General features: G+C 40.6%; 11 protein-coding genes. 5 read left to right on the forward strand and 6 right to left on the reverse strand.

Annotation, left to right across the window (positions count from 1 at the left end; translation table 11 throughout):
- The first annotated feature begins 164 nt into the window (after window positions 1-164).
- The 3 genes from BSCG_RS06630 (at window position 165) to BSCG_RS06620 (ending at window position 5,631) form a co-directional block, all read left to right on the forward strand.
- Entirely contained in the window at window positions 165-2,366 is a 2,202-nt protein-coding gene (locus tag BSCG_RS06630; protein ID WP_004323102.1) for a glycoside hydrolase family 3 N-terminal domain-containing protein, read from the forward strand.
- An 8-nt stretch (window positions 2,367-2,374) separates the two neighbouring features.
- Entirely contained in the window at window positions 2,375-3,463 is a 1,089-nt protein-coding gene (locus BSCG_RS06625; protein WP_004323103.1) for a hypothetical protein, read from the forward strand.
- A 167-nt stretch (window positions 3,464-3,630) separates the two neighbouring features.
- Window positions 3,631-5,631, forward strand: coding sequence for a glycoside hydrolase family 97 protein (locus BSCG_RS06620; protein WP_004315091.1), 2,001 nt, complete (start codon window positions 3,631-3,633; stop codon window positions 5,629-5,631).
- Between the two features lie 116 nt (window positions 5,632-5,747).
- On the opposite strand, the gene BSCG_RS06615 is transcribed toward BSCG_RS06620, so the two are convergent.
- From BSCG_RS06615 to BSCG_RS06600, 4 genes are all read right to left on the reverse strand, one after another.
- Window positions 5,748-7,469 (reverse strand): hypothetical protein, encoded by a 1,722-nt coding sequence (locus BSCG_RS06615; RefSeq protein ID WP_004323104.1) that lies wholly within the window; start codon window positions 7,467-7,469, stop codon window positions 5,748-5,750.
- A 20-nt stretch (window positions 7,470-7,489) separates the two neighbouring features.
- Window positions 7,490-10,507 carry a tetratricopeptide repeat protein gene (locus tag BSCG_RS06610; protein WP_008776872.1) on the reverse strand — a complete coding sequence of 1,006 codons (3,018 nt, stop codon included), beginning with the start codon at window positions 10,505-10,507 and terminating at the stop codon, window positions 7,490-7,492.
- Between the two features lie 23 nt (window positions 10,508-10,530).
- Window positions 10,531-11,841 (reverse strand): ATP-binding protein, encoded by a 1,311-nt coding sequence (locus BSCG_RS06605; protein WP_004307889.1) that lies wholly within the window; start codon window positions 11,839-11,841, stop codon window positions 10,531-10,533.
- Window positions 11,842-12,596: 755 nt separating this feature from the next.
- Window positions 12,597-13,121: an NUDIX hydrolase gene (locus BSCG_RS06600; protein ID WP_008770568.1), complete on the reverse strand. Its 525-nt coding sequence runs from the start codon at window positions 13,119-13,121 to the stop codon at window positions 12,597-12,599.
- A 213-nt stretch (window positions 13,122-13,334) separates the two neighbouring features.
- On the opposite strand from BSCG_RS06600, the gene ahpC reads away from it, so the two are divergent.
- Together ahpC and ahpF are read left to right on the forward strand one after the other, a co-directional pair.
- A complete protein-coding gene (gene ahpC, locus BSCG_RS06595) occupies window positions 13,335-13,901 on the forward strand; it encodes an alkyl hydroperoxide reductase subunit C (protein WP_004307892.1) in 567 nt (188 codons plus the stop codon).
- Window positions 13,902-13,985: 84 nt separating this feature from the next.
- Window positions 13,986-15,536 (forward strand): alkyl hydroperoxide reductase subunit F, encoded by a 1,551-nt coding sequence (gene ahpF / locus BSCG_RS06590; RefSeq protein WP_004307893.1) that lies wholly within the window; start codon window positions 13,986-13,988, stop codon window positions 15,534-15,536.
- A 250-nt stretch (window positions 15,537-15,786) separates the two neighbouring features.
- On the opposite strand, the gene BSCG_RS06585 is transcribed toward ahpF, so the two are convergent.
- Window positions 15,787-16,494, reverse strand: a complete 708-nt coding sequence (locus BSCG_RS06585) for a hypothetical protein (protein WP_004307894.1) — start codon at window positions 16,492-16,494, stop codon at window positions 15,787-15,789.
- A gap of 187 nt (window positions 16,495-16,681) precedes the next feature.
- Window positions 16,682-20,629 carry a two-component regulator propeller domain-containing protein gene (locus BSCG_RS06580; protein ID WP_008776873.1) on the reverse strand — a complete coding sequence of 1,316 codons (3,948 nt, stop codon included), beginning with the start codon at window positions 20,627-20,629 and terminating at the stop codon, window positions 16,682-16,684.
- Window positions 20,630-21,036 lie beyond the last annotated feature (407 nt).

The raw sequence follows: 21,036 nt of genomic DNA on the forward strand, positions 1-21,036 counted from the left end.
GCTATACGGAAAGAAATAGAAAAAAAGCAGACTTTACGATATTATTGTCCTTTTGTACGCAATTCGCCAATGTGAATCTGACCAGCGGCTATCTTTGCGATAGAAAGTAAAACGTATGGAGGATATTAACATTTAAATCAATACAGATAAACTCTTATAATAAAATGATGAAAAGACTAATTACATATTCGTGTATGGCGATTTTCGCTATGGGAAGCATGGCGCAGAATCAAAAGGATGAGGCTCAAATGAATCGTTTCATATCCGGTCTGATGAAAAAGATGACACTGGAAGAAAAAGTGGGGCAGTTAAGCCAATGTTCCGGTGGATTTGCCACAGGTCCTGATAATACACGTATCAGTCGGACAGAAGATATAAGTAAGGGATTGATCGGTTCTTTGCTGAATGTATCCGGTGCTGCCAATACTCGTAAATATCAGGAGGCAGCTATGAAATCACGTTTACAGATTCCTTTGCTTTTCGGATTGGATGTTATTCATGGATATAGAACAGGTTTTCCGTTGCCATTGGCAGAGGCTGCGAGTTTTGATCTGGATGCTATAGAAAGAGGATCGAGATGTGCGGCAAAGGAAGCTGCAGCAGCCGGGTTGCATTGGACGTTTGCTCCAATGGTGGATATTAGCTGGGATGCCCGGTGGGGGCGTGTGATGGAAGGGGCCGGTGAAGATCCTTATTATGGCTCGTTGGTTGCTAAGGCGCGTGTACATGGTTTACAGGGAGATGATTTATCGAAAGAGAATACTATTTTATCCTGTATTAAGCACTTTGCCGGATATGGTGCAGCTATTGCCGGAAAAGATTATAATAGTGTGGATATGTCGATGGGACAGTTTGTCAATTTCTATATGCCTCCTTACAAGGCTGGTGCAGAGGCCGGTGCTGCTACTTTCATGAGTGCGTTCAATGACTTTAATAACGAACCGTCTACCGGAAGTACTTTTCTGTTGAGGGAGCTCCTGAAGAATCAATGGGGATTTAAAGGATTTGTGGTATCCGACTGGGGATCAGTGGGAGAAATGATGAACCACCGTTATGCGAAAGATGAAAAAGAAGCTGCTTATAAAGGAATCAAGGCCGGACTGGATATGGAGATGGTAAGTGAATGCTATTCCAAGAATCTGGTGTCTCTGGTAAAAGAGGGTAAGGTATCTATCAAGCTGGTGGATGATGCTGTCAGACGTATTTTGGAACAGAAATATAAACTGGGATTATTTGATGATCCGTTCAGATACTGTGATGAAGAAAGGGAACGTACAGTGATTGGTTCACAGGAATCCCGCAAGGAAGCATGCTACGTTTCCGAACGTTCTATTGTTCTTTTGAAAAATGAAAACTCGGTGTTACCGCTTTCTTCTTCTATCAAGAAAGTTGCTTTGATTGGTGCACTTTCCAAATCGCAGAAAGATATGTGCGGTGCATGGTCCTGTGCAGAGGTTGGTAAAGTAGTAACCTTGTATGAGGCAATGGAGAAACGAGGAGTGGACATCAACTATAACGATGGCTACGACTTGAAAACGAATAAAATTGTAAATCTGGATCAGACTTTAGCTGCTGCCCGCCAATCGGATGTGGTTATCGTTGCAATGGGAGAACAAGCTTGGGAAAGCGGTGAGATGCGTTCGAAAGGAGATATTTCTATTGCTGCCGAACAACAGCGTTTGGTTTCCGAATTGGTGAAGACTGGCAAACCGGTAGTTGTACTAATGATGTGTGGTCGTCCTGTTATTTTCAATGAAGTTCGTCGGGAGGCTCCCGCTATCTTATGTACCTGGTGGCTGGGGAGTGAAGCGGGTAATGCTATCTGTAATGTACTTTGGGGAGATTATAATCCTTCGGGTAAGCTGCCAATGACTTTTCCGCAGCATAACGGACAGATACCATTGTATTATCAATATAAGAGCACAGGACGCCCCACTGCATTGGGCGGATGGTGTGCGAAGTACATTGATATTCCTACGGAGCCTGCTTATCCGTTCGGCTACGGTTTGTCATACACTACTTTCAATTATTCGGATGTGAAACTGCTTCCGGGTGATGGAAAAGGTACTTATACACGTGTTGCTGTAACGGTTACCAATACTGGAAAATGCGAGGGCGAGGAAGTTGTTCAGTTGTATGTGCGTGATGAGGTGGCTTCTATCACTCGCCCTATCAAAGAATTGAAAGGCTTTGAAAAGATTAAGCTGAGTCCAGGTGAAAGCAAAACGGTCACCTTCGACGTAAAAGATGAACAACTAGGATTCTACAATAATCAAATGAAGTTCATTGTGGAGAAAGGAGACTTCACTTTGATGGTCGGTGGAAATAGTCGTGATTTACAAGAAATAAAATACATTCTTAACTAAGAACTAATATGAAAAACAACTGGAAAAGATGGCTCATATTTCCCGCTCTATTGCCTTTCTTCTCTTGGATGGAGGCAAAGACATTGGAGGAAAATCAGATTCAACAATCTTTGGACACCATTGAATACCGGGTATTTGTGGCTGTCGATAAGGCCGGAGTGGAGCATTGGGGAGGTAAAGAAGCTTATCAAGCGAAGCTGAATGCTTTTTTCGACCAAGTGAACGACTTCTGGAACAAAGCCGGCAATGGACGTTTCAACTACTATTTCCGTTATATACCGGATCTGCAGGTGATTTACGACTGCTCCTCCCGCCAATTGGAGAAAATCTATCAGAAGAGTGCCGGTTTTCCCAATCACGATGTACTGCTGATTATAGATTCTATTCTTGATTTTGACGATGAAGAATCGGCTAAAGGATGGTATTGCGGCGGTGGGGCGGACGATCTGAATATGGTAATTTGCCGTAGCCGTAGCAAGACGGAACATGAAGATCTGTTTGGTATCGACTATTTTCATAGAGGAGTGGCACATGAGTTCGGACATTATCGTGGGGTAACCGACTTGTATGCTGATAGAATCCGGGCAAAGAACAATCCGGTGAACCATATCGAATATGAACCTGACTCTTGTGTGATGAACAGTCATTATAAAACATATAAATGGAGCTCGTATGCAGTTCATATAATCAATCACACCGCCAAATCCAAACGTCCGAGACGTGATTTCGACGGATTCTTCAAACAAATGTTCCCCGAAAACATACAGGTATCTGTAAAAGTGAAAGGTAAAAAGCAAAAAGGGGTAAAGCTGAATCTGTATGGTTCACGTGCAAAATTCAATGACCTGATCGCTACTCCTTACCGTACTTATGAGACGGATAAGAAAGGAGAATATCTGATAACTGGTGTCCCCAACTTATATGATAGCCCCGCACCTCCTTTGCATACCGACGAATTGCCTTATAACCGCTGGTTCACTTTCTTGCTCGAAGCCGAATATAAAGGGGAAAAAAAATACGTATGGCTTCCCGAATATGAGGTGCAACAGACCTTCTTTGAGAATAAGGATACCTATCAGGTGACAATTGATTTCTAAAAAATGGTAGCGCGAATGAGATAAGAAAGGTGCTATTTAGCACTTGTTCAATGCTTTATTAGCAGGAAATTCTTCCTGTTAAGCTTCCTCCTTTATCTCTGCCAAGCGGTACTCTTATGATAAATATGTAAATAAAAAACTGTGTGAAATACAAAAAGTATTAGTTTATGAAACGTATGATGAAAAGACTTTTGCCGGTTCTAATGGCTATCGCACCTTTAACCATTTGTGCACAGAAAGTGTACGAGCTGAAAGACATTTCCGGTAAAGTGCAGGTGAATGTGATTGTGAATGATAAGAATGTGGAATACTCCGTTCTTCACGACAACGATGTGATGGTGGCTCCATCTCCTATTTTCATGAAACTAACTGATGGTACAGCTTTCGGACTCAATCCGAAAGTAAAGAAGATCAGCCGCCGTTCTGTAAATGAGACTATCTATCCTCCCATCTATAAGAAGAAATCAATCAAGGACCAGTTCAATGAACTAACCATTGACTTTAAAGGAGGATATAGCTTGGTGTTCAGAGCTTATGAAGATGGTGCAGCCTATCGTTTTGTCTCTGAACTGAAGAAGCCGTTTATGGTGGAAAGCGAGCAGGCTTCTTTCTGTTTTCCGAATGATCCGAAAGTTTTTGTAGCTTCACCGAAAGGCCGAATGAACGAGGGCAAGAAAGATCCTTTCTACAGTTCTTTCCAAAATACGTATCTGGAAACTGCCTTGTCTGCATGGGATAAGGAACAGATTGCCTTTTTACCGGTTTTGGTCGAGGGAAAGAACGGAAAAAAAATCTGTATCACTGAAGCCGATTTGATGAACTATCCGGGTATGTATGTGAAACATGGTGAGCATGGATATTCTCTGGATGGAATCTTTGCAGCTTATCCGAAAACGATAGTAGACGAAGTTCGCGGACTGAAAGGGGTAGTAAAATCTCGTGAACCTTATATTGCTAGAGTGGAGGGAAACACAGCATTTCCCTGGCGTGTCATGGTCATTGCCAAGGATGATGCAGAACTGCTTTGTAATGATATGGTATATAAACTGGCTACTCCGGCACAATTTACAGATTTTTCTTGGATTAAACCGGGTAAAGTGGCTTGGGACTGGTGGAACGACTGGAATCTCTACAACGTGGATTTCCGCGCAGGTATCAACAATGAGACTTATAAATACTATATTGACTTTGCCTCGAAATTCGGTATCGAATATGTGATATTGGATGAGGGATGGGCAGTGCCGGGTAAAGCGGATTTGTTTGAGGTGATTCCTGAAATCGATTTGAAAGAGTTGATTAGCTATGCAAAAAGCAAAAATGTTGATTTGATACTTTGGGCGGGCTATCGTGCTTTTGAAAAAGACATGGATCGTGTATGTAAGCATTATGCCGCAATGGGAATCAAAGGTTTCAAGATTGATTTTATGGACCGTGACGACCAACAAGTAGTTGAGTTTAACCGTAAAGCGGCTGAAACCGGAGCAAAATACAAATTGCTGATAGATCTCCATGGAACGTTCAAACCGACTGGTTTGCAACGTACTTATCCGAATACGATCAATTTCGAGGGTGTCCATGGACTGGAAGAAATGAAGTGGGCAGAACCGGGAACAGATCAAGTGATATATGATGTGACAGCTCCTTTCATCCGCATGGTTGCCGGACCACTTGATTATACACAGGGAGCGATGAATAACGTAATCATGAAGAACTTTCATGCTGTCTATACAGAACCGATGAGTCAGGGTACACGTTGCCGTCAGTTAGCATTGTATACTATTTTTGATTCTCCTATTAATATGCTGTGTGATGCACCTACTAATTATCTGAAAGAGGAAGAATGTACGAAGTTTATCGCTGCCATTCCTACTGTATGGAATCAGACACTTCCAATAAGCGGAAAAGTAGGCGAACATATTGTAATGGCACGTGAGAAAGACGGTATCTGGTATGTGGGTGGATTGACCGACTGGAAAGAGCGTGATGTTGAAGTCGATCTGTCTTTCTTGGGTGATGGTGAGTTCAATGCAGAAATATTTAGAGATGGTATCAATGCCGATCGTGTTGGGAAAGACTATAAGCGTGAAGTGATCCGCGTATCAGCCAATAAGAAGTTGAATTTACACATGGCTCCTGGTGGTGGGTTTGTTGTGAGGATAACAAAATAATAATTGAAGATTAAGTTTTTGGTTTGAAAGAGGACATCATCCCTATGGGAGATGCCCTCTTTTTTATGAGATGAGTGTCTCGTGTTATAACTGTTACTGTGATTTATTGATAAACTTTAGAACCGGAAACTCAATCCTCCTAAGAAATTGAATCCTTCCGTAGGATAACCTAAATAATATTGATATTTCTTGTTCAGCAGGTTATGTACTTGAGCATAAACGGATACTCCTTTGAATACATTATAGCTGGCTCCGATATGCAAATCATTAATTGCGGTCATTTTTGCATATTCTTTCACTTCTTTCCGGCTGATGTAATCATAACCTAGATTTATGTTAAGAGCAGAGATCGGATGAATACGTACATTGAAAGACATTTCACTGACTGGTTTCACAGCCAACAGATATTCCTCTGTTTTGCTGTCCCAATTACGGTAAGTATATTTAGCTGATATTCCGAGGATATCTTTGTAATCGTAACTGATTTCACCGCCAAGGTAGAGATTTTCTGTATTATCTTGAGCAAAAGAAAGGTAAGAACCTGAATGAATATTACTTGGGTCAAAACCTAAATAAGATAAGTCGTTCTTTAGATTCTGATAACCACCGAACACGTTGAACCAAAGTCCCGGATAAGGGCTTGCTTTGAATCCGATACTACCGTTGATTTGCTCGTAAGTATCATAAGGACGTTGTACGTATCCCAAAGTGGCAGTGGTATTTGCCTCCGGCAGTTCACCGTAAGGACAGATACTTTCTAATCTGCGGAAATCATTCAATTGCTTACCGCCGGTTGCTTTTGCATAAACAATGTAGCTATCAGAAAAAATATACTGTGCAGTGATATCGGGTGAGATACGGAAAGACTTGTCAAATCCGAAAGATAAATCTACATTGGCTCCGATATGCAGTTTCCAGTCATCATTATCCAGTTCGTAATATGGATTTAAAAGAAGCGTTGTGTAGTTTTTGAAGTATTCATCTCCGGTGGAAACATTCTTTGTATATCCGTTGTAGAGAAGATTGTTCATTTCCAAAGCGATAGTTATTAATTGTTGGTCGCCGATAGCTCCCGTGACATCGCCTTTGGTGCGTATGATTGTTTCCTTGATACCTGTATTGGCTTCAGATTCATTGAACATGTTATGTTGACGTTCATACATCAACAGATTTGTTTCTGCGTTGAAACGCAGTGGGGCAGTCTCATCAGTGAAATGAATGCCCGCATGGAAGTCACCGGATGTGAATTTCTGCTTGCTGTTTACGCTTTCCGGTTGGAAGTTGAAGTTGCTCAATCCGAAGTTTCCGGCAATATTTAAGTCCAGTTTATTAAATTGGTGTGTGTAATCTACATTTGCGCGTGTGCGATAATAAAATGCATTCCATTTTTCGGAGTCTGTGAAAGGAAGCGTTAGTTTACCATCCATTCCATCCATTTGGAAACGTACATTCAATTTGTCTTTCTGCGACAGACGGAATAGATAATTGGCAAGAATATCCAAATTGCCATAATTACCATATCCGGCACGTACATATCCCGGGGTAGTGCCGGGTTGAACTTCTTTTCCGGTATAGGGGCGCATCAGGCCTGCCGGAACGGAAGTGGCCGGAAAGAATGTTGTAGCATATTCTACTTCTTTCTTGCTCACTGTCGGTTCTTCTACTTTAGGCAGGACGTTCACTTTCGAAGCATCCATAATGTCCGGGTTATATTCTTGTTCCACAACGACCGTGCGGGTCATTGTTGTATCCTTCGGTTGGGTGGTTTGGGCTTGAAGGCAGGATGGCATTGAGATTGCCAATGCGAGTCCTCTTATTATATAATGAGATCGTTTCATACTTTTCTATTTTTTTATTCTCAATTCTCAACTTTCAATTTACTAAGTCTGCTTTCAATCATGCTTTCAATATCGTCATTCCCTTGATAATTTTGTTGCAGACTTAGCAGATATTGGCGTGCGTCCAGGTCTTTACCTGTAGCGTGATAAACGTCGGATAGAAGGACAAAACTGCGTGCTAGCCAATAAGCATGTGGCGTACTCTGTTCTATATAGTTGAGCAACTCTTTCTCTGCAGCGGCATATTCTTTTGCGTCGTAGAGGGATTGTGCAACCTGATATTTAGCTTCGGCACCGTAAGAGTTACGTGTGTCTTTGGCCAGTTCACGATAGTCTTCCATTGCTTTCTTGTCAGCCTTTTGCTTGGTATAGGCTTTAGCACGGTAATAAAGAGCTTCATTTCTTAGCTCCGGACTAAGTTTGGCCTCTGCAAGCAAGTCGGTAGCTGCATGGATGGTTTCTATGTCATCTCGCAATAGGAAGGCGCAACGCAGAATACCCGTTTCAGCAAGTTGGCGGCGCTCTACGTTGGTTGCTTTTTCTTTCAGCATTTTGTAGCTAGCCAATGCTTCAGCCATATTTTGCTGGTTGAATTGCACTTCAGCACGCAAGATCAGTGCTTCTTCTGCAAACGGATTGTTTGGATATTCCAACAACTTACCGGAATGGAGAAGAATCATATCATAATTCTTCTGCTCGTTTCCGATCAGGCAGAGATAATAATGTGCGTTCAGGCTGAAGGCTCCTTCCGGGAAAGTTTGCAGGTATTTGTTGAGGCTTGTTTTGGCTTCTTCCATTCTGCCTCGTGCATAAATCTTTTCTGCGGCGGCATACGTAAGCGAGTCTTGTTCGTTAGCATCGAAACGGATGTGTCCTGGCATAGCATTTGCTAAAGCAGCAAATTCGTCGATGCGGTTGAGGTCTACATAAATAGATTTCAAATCACGCATGGCAAGACGTGCTTCTTCACTGCCCGGATATTTTTCAATAACCTGTTTGTAGGCTTCGATTGCTTGGTTGTAATCTCCTTTTTGGTAATATAATAATCCGATTTCGGCGGCAGCTTTCCGGCTGACCGGACTTTCAGGATATTTAGTAAGCAATTCTTTGAAAGAAGTAATGGCTTGGTTGTTGTTGTCCATCAAAACATAGGAACGCCCTTTCTCGTAAATAGCGTTTACGGCATAAGGAGAAGCAGGGTACTTTCCTACCAGACGGTTCAGCAAGGTGATCTTACCGGTATAGTCTTTCTGCAGACCGGATACAAGAGCCAGCTGATAGAAAGAATAGTCTCCGGAAGAAGTATTCATCTGTTCGGCTTGCGAATAATACTGTTTGGCTTCTTCAAAGTTACGTACATGCAGGTGGCAGTCACCAATACGATTGTATGCATCGGCAAGTGCGGTTGCATTTTCACCTTTCTCCAGTTGAACGTATTTTTGGAAATAATTGCTTGCTTGCGTATAGTCTTTCCGGTGGAAAGCGATATACCCTAAGTTATAATTGGCAAGCGCATACATTTCGTTATTGGGTTGGGTGGTGAGTTGCAGATAAGCATTAAAATCACGTGCGGCTTCTACCATTCGGCTTAGACGGTAATAGGATTCTCCACACCAATAGTAAGCGTCTGCCTTGGTCTGACGATTGTATTGTCCGATGGCAATGGATTGGTTTAGATATTTCAGAGCTTGTTCGAAGTCGGCGTTAGCGAAAGATTGAGTTCCTAATTGGAACAGTATCTTCTGTTTGGCTTCCAATATTTGCGCGCTTGGTTTGGCAATCCGGTCGATTGATTTCAAAGCTGCATCGTAGCTACGTGTATTCATGTAAACTTCTACCAGGTAGCTGCTGACTTTTTCAGCGTAAGGAGAAGTCGGAAATTCATTCAGGAATTTCTCGAAGGCAGTAACAGATTCACCGAAAGCGGAGAAAGAAGTCTCGTGCAGGCAAAGAGCGTAATTGTAAGCTGCCTGTTCCTTGATTTGCATATTAGCATTGGAGGCGGCTGCCTGTTCAAAAGCCATGCGTGCTTTGTTTTTCTCTGCCAGTTGCAGATAAGAGAGTCCCATGTGGAGATATGCATTTTGGGTAAGGGCATCGTTGTCAGTTGTCACCTTACCTAATGTTTCGGCTGCTTTGGAGTAGACTTTTGTTTGGTAGTAGGAGAGACCCAGCATATAAAGGGCATCGCGGCGGGGAGCCGAGCGATCCTTATTCAGGTAATTGTTGAATGCTTCTACGGCTTGGTGATATTGTCCGAAATGGTAATAGGCATCTCCCAGAATACGGTACATTTCTGCAGCGTGCTCGTTGTTCGGGTAGGCTGACAGGTAGTTTTGTGCTACAATTTGTGCCTTATCATAGTTTTTGAGCTGCGTATAAATTTCGGCTATGTAATAAGGGACGAGTGCTTTGTACTTCGAGTCGTCCTGTAAGGGAAGGAAACCTTTCAATGCTTCACTATAACGTTTTTGTGTATAGCGGATGTAGGAAAGATAGTAATCACAATCTTTGGCGTATTTGGGGCTGTTGGCACGCAAAGTTTCAAACCAGATGGCTGCTTCTCTTAGATTATCGGTTTTCAGATAACAGGTAGCCAGTTGGTAGGTGCAGTCGTCCCGTTCTTCATTACCTAACAAATCGAGGTCGGCAGAGTTGAAAAGTGCCAGTGCTTCATCATATTTTCCTTCGTAGAAATAGCAGGAGGCTAACAGCGCATAAATACGGTTAGCGTATGGAGTATCAGGATAACGGTCAAGGTATTTGCGGAGGAGTTCGATGCGGTTTTTGTCTTTCAGTTCGTAAGCCGAACTGACTAGCATATATTCTGCGTCCTGAAGAAGGCTGGCTACAGGCTTTTGTTTTACAAATGCTTTCAATGCCGGCAGAGCAGCTGCATAATTCTTTTCTTGGAAAAGTTCTTTCCCTTCTTTATAAAGGTTGTCAGTCGAAGTGAACTTGTCACCTGTCTGGGCAAATCCTATAATGGGCGTGCAGCAGATGGCGGCACAAATGAGTCTAGTAATTTCTTTTTTCATAATCGGGTGTTTATGCAAAAGTACTACATATCTTTCAATGAGAATCCTTTGAAAGTTATTTTATAATCATTTAATTCTTTATGTAAAGTTTCTCCTTTCTTTTCCAATGCCGGGATACTTATTTTTCTCGGATTTCTTTTTACTTCTCCGATAAGTGCTGTTTTGTTAAACCGCTTGAGGGCGATCAGGTCTATTTCATTTTCTCCGTTTTTGTCCCAATAGTTACCTACGTCGGTAACTTCCTCTTCTTCAGCGATAAGTTCACGGAAATATTTTTCTAACAATAGGCCGCTGTATTGTTCATAGTTCTTTTCTACATATTCTATCAGTAAATGGTTTTTCCCCATTTCTAGTACTGCGTTGTTTGAGAAAATAAAGCGAAACCAGAATCGTAGAAAATTGTCTTGCAGGCAATAACGGGTAGCACGACTATTAGGTTTAGCGAACATCGGTTTCACTTTTTTGATTAATGAATATTCATCCTCAAGGTTGGCTAAATAGGAACCGGTGTTTTTATTGATGATGGAATCAATCTCTCGTTGTGTTGTTTTTCCTTCTGCAATGAGAGATAGGATAGAAAAATAATTGGCATAGTCTTTCCCGAACTCGGAAATCAACATGTCTTTGCCTTCTGTCAGAAATGGTGAGCCTTCGGAAAGCGCATAATTTATCATGGCAGTTTTATTAAATGCTTTCGCTTCCATCAATAGGGTGATGTATTTGGCTACTCCACCTGTCAGCAAATACAAGCAAAGCAAATCTTCCGATGTGAATTTGGGGGCATGGTCTGCTAGAATCTCTTTGATAACGGTGGTGGTGAATGGATGCAGAGCAATTCGGGCGGTAAGGCGTCCGTATAGTGGCTCCTTGCGGTCTTCGAATATTCTTTTCATCATTGAATAAACGGAACCGCATACAATGAAATTGATTTTGGAAGTCGCGTGATATTGGTCCCAAATACGTTGTATGTCACTGACGATAGACGGATTGATATAGAGAAATTCTTGAAATTCGTCAATGATTAATGTGAAATTTTCCTTTTGGGAATGTTGCATCAGCAGTTCAAAGAGCTGTGCGAACTCTCTGATTTCTCCATAGATACGAATGCCAAGCGTTTCCTGAATGACAGGTTGATATTGTGCGCAAAGCAGGACTTCACTCTTTCTTGCTACAAATATATATACGAATCGGGTGTCTTTGACAGACTCTAAGAGTAGAGCTGTTTTTCCGATTCGTCGGCGTCCGGTCATTACAGTAAAGCAAGCGCTCGTTTGTGATTGCTTTTTAGCTGCATACAGTATCGCCATTTCTTTCTTTCGGTCGTAGAACTTCATATTATTGCTATCTTAATGGCGGTTAATTTAATGGCCATTAAATTAATGGTGGTTACAAAGATAACACAATATGTTGTATTTTGTTCATTTATAGTAATATAATATGATTGTTTAAGATTATGTGATAAATTACTTTGATCTATTTGGTTGAGATGAACTTCTATTTTACAAATACATCAATTGGCTACTGAAAAATGGCCCATCTTAAGAAAAGGAATATTTAAACGAGAATAAAAGGCGTAATTACTGGGAGGGATTGAGAAATATAACAAAACGCAGAGATTTGTAGGTGCGAAATTCTTTCTTTTTGTTATAGGAGATGTTTGTCGATTAAATTGTAATGCTTTTCTTCTTTTTCACTTGTTGTGTAAACTGAAATGTGGTTAGAAACTGGCATTTTGTTGTTTGTTGCCTTTTCGATATTTGTGATGAAATAGAAGAAAAACGGTCTTAATTTTCCCTTATTTGTCTTCCTCACCGAGCAAAAGCTGCTTCGTCGGTGAGAAAGGAAGCGTTCCTCGGTGGGGAAGAACTCCTTGGTTTTAAACCAACGAATCTTTTCTTGATAGAAAAAGATGCATATTCGACTTGAATTTATACGGTATTAGCCTGTGATTTTGCATACAGTTGCATGTTTTTATGCATTTTATTCTCCAGATCATTATTTTTTTATCTGATGTTTTGGAGGAATATCTTAAAAATGGGACATAACTATAGATGAAATACTCTCAATCTATCAGGCTGATGAGATTATCTTAGCGGCATTGAGCTAGAAACAAGCTAAGTCCGCGACGGATAGAATCCAACCCAAAATCTTCCGGATGAATCTCGGAGAGAGGTAGGAAGAAAGAATCTGCTACATCATCCATGGCGGAGAAATGGCTCATGTCTTCTACGGTGCAGAGAAAAAACATATCAAGTGTGTGTACAGGAAAACCTGAATAGACATAAATATTGGGAAGTGAAAACTGGTAAATAGCTTTTTTTACCTTCAATCCGGTTTCTTCCAGCACTTCACGGGCTACGCCTTCTTCACCTGTCTCGTTCATATCGATAAATCCTCCGGGAAGGTCGAGAGTTCCCTTTGCCGGCTCTTTAGCACGCCGGCAGACAAGCAGTTCATTTTTCTCATTCAAGATGAGTGCTACTGTGGCGGCAGAAGGATTGAAATAATAGACAAAGCCGCAATCTGCACATTTTTTAGATTTCTCGTTGTTAATCTCAAAATGAGAGGAACCACATTTAGGGCAATATAAGAATTGGTCAAGAGGATGTTCCATAATCGTATATATTTTCCAGTTTTTTTGTTTATGCATGCAAAGGTATAAAATGCTTTTATTAATTTCATCTATCACCGCATAGAAATATTCGATTGGGCTTTTTTTGCAAAGGCGGGGTTTCTGCCTTTATCTTTGCATCAGAAACAAAAAACAAAACGTTGTTTCTGATGTTATAAGTCAAATCAATTAATAACAATAAAAGCAATAAAGATTATGGAACCAATTTTAAATTCTCAACTTCCTGAATTCAGCGTTCAGGCTTTTCACAACGGAGCTTTCAAGACTGTAACCAACAATGACCTGAAAGGTAAATGGGCGATTCTTTTCTTCTATCCTGCTGACTTTACTTTCGTATGTCCTACTGAATTGGTGGATATGGCTGAAAAGTACGATCAGTTCAAGGCGATGGGTGTAGAGATCTATTCGGTAAGTACTGACTCTCATTTCGTGCACAAAGCTTGGCATGATGCTTCTGAAAGTATTCGCAAGATTCAATATCCGATGTTGGCAGACCCGACTGGCGCTTTGAGCCGTGCACTGGGTGTATATATCGAAGAAGAGGGTATGGCTTATCGCGGTACATTCGTTGTCAATCCGGAAGGAAAGATTAAAGTGGTGGAACTGAATGATAACAATATTGGCCGTGATGCAAGTGAATTGCTTCGTAAGGTGGAAGCTGCACAGTTTGTAGCCAGCCATGACGGAGAAGTTTGCCCGGCTAAATGGAAGAAGGGTGAGTCTACCCTGAAACCAAGCATTGACCTGGTAGGTAAGATTTGATAGATCTTGATAATGGTGATTATGGGAGGCCGGTAACGAGAGACGCTGCCGGCCTTTCTTTTAAAAAAATGAAAGGAAAAAGATATGTTAGAATCTGCATTAAAAGAACAACTAAAGGGTATTTTTGCTGGGCTGGAGGCAAACTTTACTTTTGATATATCCGTATCATCCAGCCACGAAAACAAAACAGAATTATTGGAGTTGCTGGGAGATGTAGCGGATTGTTCCGATCATATCACTTGCTCGGTGAATGAGGGAGAAGCATTGAAGTTTACTTTATTAAAGAATAGTGATCGTACCGGAATCACATTCCGGGGTATTCCTAACGGACATGAGTTCACATCATTGCTTTTGGCTATCCTGAATCTGGACGGCAAAGGAAAGAACTTTCCCGATGAGGCCGTTTGCAACCGTGTGAAAGCACTGAAAGGCCCGATACATCTGACCACTTATGTTTCGTTGACTTGTACGAACTGCCCTGACGTAGTGCAGGCTCTGAATGCAATGACTACTTTGAATCCGGCTATTACGCATGAAATGGTAGACGGTGCGCTTTATCAGGATGAAGTAGATGCACTGAAGATACAAGGAGTACCCTCTGTCTTTGCAGATGGAAAATTGCTTCATGTAGGCCGTGGTGAATTTGGCGAATTGCTTGCCAAGTTGGAAGATCAATATGGTATTGACGAAACCAAAGCGAATGCAGAGGTGAAAGAATATGATGTGATTGTAGTCGGTGGAGGACCTGCAGGAGTATCAGCAGCTATTTATTCTGCCCGTAAAGGACTCCGTGTAGCTATCGTGGCCGAGCGTGTTGGCGGACAGGTAAAAGAAACGGTGGGTATTGAAAATCTAATTTCTGTTCCGGAAACGACAGGAAATGAACTTGCCGATAATCTGAAAACTCACTTGTTGCGTTATCCGGTGGATTTGCTGGAGCATCGTAAAGTAGAAAAAGTAGAAGTGGTTGGAAAACAAAAGCAGATCACTACCTCTGTTGGGGAGAAATTCCTGGCTCCGGCACTGATTATTGCAACTGGTGCAAGCTGGCGTAAACTGAATGTTCCGGGAGAAGCGGAGTATATCGGTCGTGGTGTCGCTTTCTGTCCTCATTGTGATGGGCCGTTTTATAAAGGAAAGCATGTAGCGGTAGTAGGTGGTGGAAATTCCGGCATTGAGGCAGCCATTGACTTGGCCGGTATCTGCTCCAAAGTCACTGTTTTTGAATTTATGGATGAGTTGAAAGCGGACAGTGTACTTCAAGAGCGACTTAAATCATTGCCGAATGTGGAAGTGTTTGCAAGTTCACAGACTACGGAAGTGATAGGAAATGGTGATAAACTGACTGCCCTGCGCATCAAAGATCGCAAAACGGAAGAAGAACGTTTGGTTGAGTTGGATGGTGTATTTGTACAAATTGGGCTTTCTGCGAATAGCAGTGTATTCCGCGACATAGTGGAAACCAACCGTCTGGGCGAAATCATGATTGATGCACATTGCCGTACGAATGTGACGGGTATCTATGCAGCCGGAGATGTTTCTACGGTTCCTTATAAGCAAATTATTATCTCTATGGGCGAAGGAGCGAAAGCTGCGCTTTCTGCATTTGACGATAGAGTGAGAGGGATTATCTGATTGATGTATTCAGATATAAAAAGCACATAAACAAAACATTAGCAAGAGGAGAAATGACTCCTCTAAAAAATACCCCCGTTACAGATTTGTAGCGAGGGCTATTTTATATTTAGAGAGCATGACCTTCATCAACTGCTCTATCCTGCGCATTGAGACAAATGTTCATGAATATCCGAGAAAGTGAAATGAACGTTGTTCTCATGGTATGTAATTGGGGGGATTTTAAGAAATGTGTACTAAGTTCATTTATTTAGTCATGATATGTATATCTGACGAAATCAAACAATCCGGAATTTTCCTGTTGTGCCGGTTGTTCTCCAATAAATTTAAGATTCTCTACACTGCAAAAAATATGGAATGCAATGTCTTTCCCAAATTCCAGTTGAAGTTCATGTTTAGGTTCGTTGTCTATTAACCAGGTGATGTAATAGTTCCCGTTTTTTAATGTCAGATCAATTTCGAACAGATGCCATCCGGTCTTGATTACTACAGGAACGGAAGAAAAAGGATATGCCTGCGATGTCATATAAGCAATCATTTCGTTGGGAGCTGCATTTAACTCCTTGCGAACTGTGTCTTTACCATATCCGACTTCAAAATCCAATTCATGTTGGTCGTCATGGTATATCCACGAACCCACGCTACATTGATCTCCTATTCCCATTTGCGGGATATGAGTACGCCAGGTATATCTTCCTGTTGTATAAATCCGTTCTACAGTATGAACCTTTTTCCGATCCACCGAGTTAGCTCGGGTAAAGATCCGTAAGTAGCCATTCTCTAATATGCATTGATTATCCGGGTTGTTATCCTGATGTCCGTATTTCCATCCATCCAGATTGTTGAAGTTCCATTCTTTGTTTGGCGGATTTTTAGTACTGATGTCATTGGTCTGTTGCTGTGCAAAGCAAAGGCCGCAAATGCATATTAGTAACAGAGTTAAATAGTAGTTTCTCATAATAATTGAATTTAAGTGTATTCGTTTTCTATCAATTGCTTGCTGCAAAAGTAGTCGAATACCTTATTCTACTCATCAGATTTTAGTCATTTCAAATCATGAAACGTCCAAATCTGCACTGGAAATCTTAATCGCTCTGTTCCGGGAAGTATAATTTCTATATAAATGATAAACTAAAGTGCTGAATCTATTCTGATTGTTGTTGGGTGGAACCATGTTGTGCTCTGAATTGAGAAGGAGTCATTCCTTTCATTTCTTTAAATAACGTACTGAAATATCGTTGATAAGTGAAACCTACCTGCTCTGATATTTCAGTAATGCTCATGTCAGACTGAATTAAAAGAATGATTGCTTTGTCGATTCTTCTACGATTGATATAATCGTTTGCTCCCATGCCGGTCAGTTCCTTGATCTTATTATATAAGGATGTCCGGCTCATAGCCATTTGAGCAGTCAGGAATTTTACGTCCAGATCTGGTTGAGACAGATTCTGATCGATCATTTCATTCAATTTAATCATAAATTGTTCATCCGCATTGCTGAAAGTAGCCTCTTGCGGAGACAGAATGAATTGATTGCCCCTGTATCTGGATTTAATATATTCACGATTTCTCATCTGGTTCTGGATCACGCTAAGGAGCATTTCCATTTCAAATGGTTTGGGCAAATAGGCATCGGCTCCTAATTTGTATCCTAACATCTGGCTTTCAGAATCGGCTCTGGCGGTAAGTAGAATAACAGGGATATGGCTAATATTCAGATTCTCTTTAATTTCCTTGCATAGCTGATAGCCATTCATTTGTGGCATCATTACATCACTTACTATAATGTCCGGTTGCTGTTGCTTAATAACTTCCAGCGCTACCAATCCATTTTCTGCCTGATAGATCTTCTTGAATTTATCCTTAAGAGCATTTTTTAAGAATTCTCTTAAGTCCTGTTTATCTTCTACAATCAACAGTGAGTATCCTTGTAGAGAGAAAGCCCCGGATTCTATTTTCTCTTCTTCCTCCGGAGAACTTAAAAGTTCGTTGAGGTAGGAATGTTGAGGACATGATACTTCTTGTTCTTGTAGATTAGCCGGTATTTCATAAAAGAATGTGGCCCCTCTGTCTTTATTATTGAAAGCGCCCATCCTACCTCCATGTAAGTCAATCAACATTTTAGCATAAGATAAACCGATACCACTTCCTCCCTCATTATGTTTGCCTTGGTAGAAACGGGTAAAGAGCTTCTTTATATCTACATTATCCAATCCGATTCCCTGGTCTTGTACGTGTATTTGTATACTTTCATTTGTACGGATGGTTTTTATAACAATACGAGTCTGATTAGGACTATATTTCAAAGCATTCATAATCAGATTGGAAAGAACAACTTTGCATTTAGTGTCATCATACGCGATAGATTGTATACTGTCGTCAAAGTCGTATGTAATTTCAATTTCTTTGGCTTTAGATGCAGTTTGAAATGTTTCTGCCACTTCCTGTATCCACTTGTGCAAAGGATGCGAAGAGATGTGTAGCACTTCCTGTCCTACCTCCATTTTGCGTGTATCAAGCACAATGTTGATAATATCTTTCATCTGATTCGCCTGTTTGAATGCCCCCTGTAGATATTCCGGTAGCTCGTCTTGCTTCACCTCTTTATTGAGAATTCGTTTCAGGGAAGCATAGATGAGTGTCAAAGGGGTGCGTAGCTCATGGCTGATATTGATTAAGAAGCGTATTTTCTCTTCATATATCTTCTTCTCATGTTCCCGCATCTCACGTTTCAGCCGATTTTCTTTTTTTCTTATCAAACTAAAGAAGACCATTCCTGCCACTAGAAATGCAAAGAAAATGCATAGTATAATAAACCAGGTAGATTTCCACCAAGGAGGTGAGACTATAATAGTTAAGATCTCTGTCGGCTGGCTCCATTCACCGTTGGAGGTGTCGCAGGATACGCTGATGGTATATTCTCCTGATGCTAATGTACCCAATTCGAGTGTCTGGAGATAACTCTCGATCACCATTTTGTCTTTTCCTGTGATGACATATCGGAAAAGGTGTTTTCGGAAGGAGTTCTTTTCGTCAGCAATCACTTTAATGTTGAACGATGAATGATTCCAGGGAATCGAAATACAGTTATTATTAACCTGTTTCAGAGTTGATTTACCATTCAGTTTTACTTCAAGTAGCTTGAGAATAGGAGACGAATTGCTTTCGAAAATAATATCCGTATTAATGCGTACCAGTCCCATAGTACCTCCCATATACAGATTGGGAGTACGAAGAGCAGGAATAGGGGTAAATATCAATTCGTTGGAAGGAACTCCATCGGATTCGTCCAGGATAACAAAACGTTTTTCGTTGATAATATACGCAAAGAACATGTTCTGTGCTCCTATCCAGACTTTTCCTTTTTTATCATAGGCAAGGCTGGATACACTGTTGAACAAGTTGGTATGTATTTTTTCTGTTTTTCCAGTCTGTTTATTATAGAAGAGCAGTCCGAAATTACTTCCTATCCAAAAGTTACCTTTATCATCCCGGCAGGCCGATGTGAAATCATCTCCCTCTTTCATATTGACTAATGAAGATAGTTCGTTAGTTTTGAAGTTTAGTTTAAACAGGTTATTGGTTCCCATTAGATACAGATGCGTATCGTCGGAATAAATTGCCTGCATAGCTATTTGGCGTTGAATGTCTATTTGGGGCGCGTAGAGAATAGATGTTTGCCGGGTATGCTTGTTGTAGATATAGACTTTTGCTCCTAATATGTAAATATTATCTTTTGTAGCATATAGATTTACCAAATCACCGGATGAAAATTCTCTTTTCGAAATAGAGTCATTGATAATGGGAAAAGGTTGCATCTGTGCGGTTCTCTTATTAAAGGTAAAGACCCCTTTATTAAAACATGATAATAAGAGCTCATTTTCAGAAAAATCTGTGATAGAGGTAACTTTCTCCCCGTATGTAGTAGGGTAATGATGAAATGTATTCGTTTTTTGGTCAAATGAGTTGATACCTCCTCCGTCTGTTCCAATCCAAAGCAATGTATCCTTATCTTCAAAGATGCTAACCACGGTACGTTCGCTAACTCCATTGGGATTGTTCAGTGGAACATCTTTATAGGTTTTGATGAACACTTTCTTAATGGCGAATAATCCTCCGTGTATACTGCCTATCCATATATTGTCCATCTGATCTTTATACAGCCGGTAGATAGAGTTATTCGGCAAGGATTGTTCATCATCGGAAATATGTTTAAGATGAGAGAACTTCATAGTCTGGAAGTCAAGTATGTTGATACCTCCTCCGTCAGTAGCTATCCAAAGTTGGTTGTCTTTTTCAAGAAAATCAAAAATGATATCGTTGTTGAGCCCGGAATTTTTGGTGGATAAACTGAAAAGCCTTTTCCCCTCTTTCGAGTAGCAGGCTATTCCTTTGCCATAGAATGATACCCAAAGCCGGTTTTGAGAGTCAACAAATATGGTGTTTATCTCGCGCTCTTTTACAAATGGACATCGATACATTTTCTTTTTTATCAAGTCGTACATCCAAAGCCCGTCTTTTTTACTGCTGGTTATCAGCACATCGGGACTCCACTGAAAGATGCGATTGATACATTTTAACTTGTCTCCATCGATGTCGGGGAAGATCGTCGTAATACTTTTATCCGTCAGATTGTATTGGTATAAAGTTTCTTCTCCTCCAAACAGGAAATTGTCACCTATTTGAAGATAAGACCAAGCGTTAAATGGCTTCCCGTTATATTTCAATGGCTGAAATTGATTTTCTGCTTTATTGTAGATGGCAATTCCTTTATTGGTAGAAACGTATAAATCGCCTAAACGATCCTCTGTAATAAAACGAATGAAATTGTCGGGCAATGAGTTGGGCTGCTCCCGGTCATGAAAATAACTTTTCAGTTCAGATTGGTCATAACTATTTAATCCCCATTTGGTACCTATCCATATTACTCCTAAATGATCTCTGTAAATGCACTGCACTCTTGATTGTGACAATCCCTGTTCCAAAGAAATTTGTCTGAAGTAGTAGTCTTGTTGTTCAGCCTTTGTAGAAAGAACAAAGAATAATATCCAGATTAGAAAAGAATACCTCTTTAGTACGTGCGCTTTTGACATAGTTATGTTCTTTTGATAGAGCAAATATAAAAGAAGTTATGAAACTGTACAATAGATTTCATCTTCTTTTGTCCACAAAGCTCATTAGATAGCTAGAAAGGATATTCAGAACGATCCTTTTGAACAGTAGCGGACTAATTATGGATGTTATTTGATCTCTATTTCCATGCTTTGCGCCTATATTTGCACAGTTGACACTAAATACGGAATAGTATTAAACCTTAAAAAAAAAAGACTATTTACTATGAATACATCCTAAAACTGTAGAATGAAGAGGTGGCGGAGTAATGTTGGGAACATTTTGAATGCCTTGACTTGTATCTAAAATTCCTAAAAATCTAATATTATTATATTCTAACTAAATGAAAAGTATATGGATAATCTAAGAAAAACGCTTGGCTGCTTGC

Source organism: Bacteroides sp. 2_2_4 (genome assembly GCF_000157055.1).
Classification (GTDB): domain Bacteria; phylum Bacteroidota; class Bacteroidia; order Bacteroidales; family Bacteroidaceae; genus Bacteroides; species Bacteroides ovatus.

What these genes read in the sequence shown, in the direction of transcription:
- BSCG_RS06620 (WP_004315091.1), top strand. Translation starts at nt 3,631, where the DNA reads ATGAAACGTATGATGAAAAGACTTTTGCCGGTTCTAATGGCTATCGCA.
- BSCG_RS06615 (WP_004323104.1), bottom strand. Translation starts at nt 7,469, where the DNA reads ATGAAACGATCTCATTATATAATAAGAGGACTCGCATTGGCAATCTCA.
- BSCG_RS06610 (WP_008776872.1), bottom strand. Translation starts at nt 10,507, where the DNA reads ATGAAAAAAGAAATTACTAGACTCATTTGTGCCGCCATCTGCTGCACG.
- BSCG_RS06580 (WP_008776873.1), bottom strand. Translation starts at nt 20,629, where the DNA reads ATGTCAAAAGCGCACGTACTAAAGAGGTATTCTTTTCTAATCTGGATA.
- BSCG_RS06585 (WP_004307894.1), bottom strand. Translation starts at nt 16,494, where the DNA reads ATGAGAAACTACTATTTAACTCTGTTACTAATATGCATTTGCGGCCTT.
- BSCG_RS06630 (WP_004323102.1), top strand. Translation starts at nt 165, where the DNA reads ATGATGAAAAGACTAATTACATATTCGTGTATGGCGATTTTCGCTATG.
- BSCG_RS06605 (WP_004307889.1), bottom strand. Translation starts at nt 11,841, where the DNA reads ATGAAGTTCTACGACCGAAAGAAAGAAATGGCGATACTGTATGCAGCT.
- ahpC (WP_004307892.1), top strand. Translation starts at nt 13,335, where the DNA reads ATGGAACCAATTTTAAATTCTCAACTTCCTGAATTCAGCGTTCAGGCT.
- ahpF (WP_004307893.1), top strand. Translation starts at nt 13,986, where the DNA reads ATGTTAGAATCTGCATTAAAAGAACAACTAAAGGGTATTTTTGCTGGG.
- BSCG_RS06625 (WP_004323103.1), top strand. Translation starts at nt 2,375, where the DNA reads ATGAAAAACAACTGGAAAAGATGGCTCATATTTCCCGCTCTATTGCCT.
- BSCG_RS06600 (WP_008770568.1), bottom strand. Translation starts at nt 13,121, where the DNA reads ATGGAACATCCTCTTGACCAATTCTTATATTGCCCTAAATGTGGTTCC.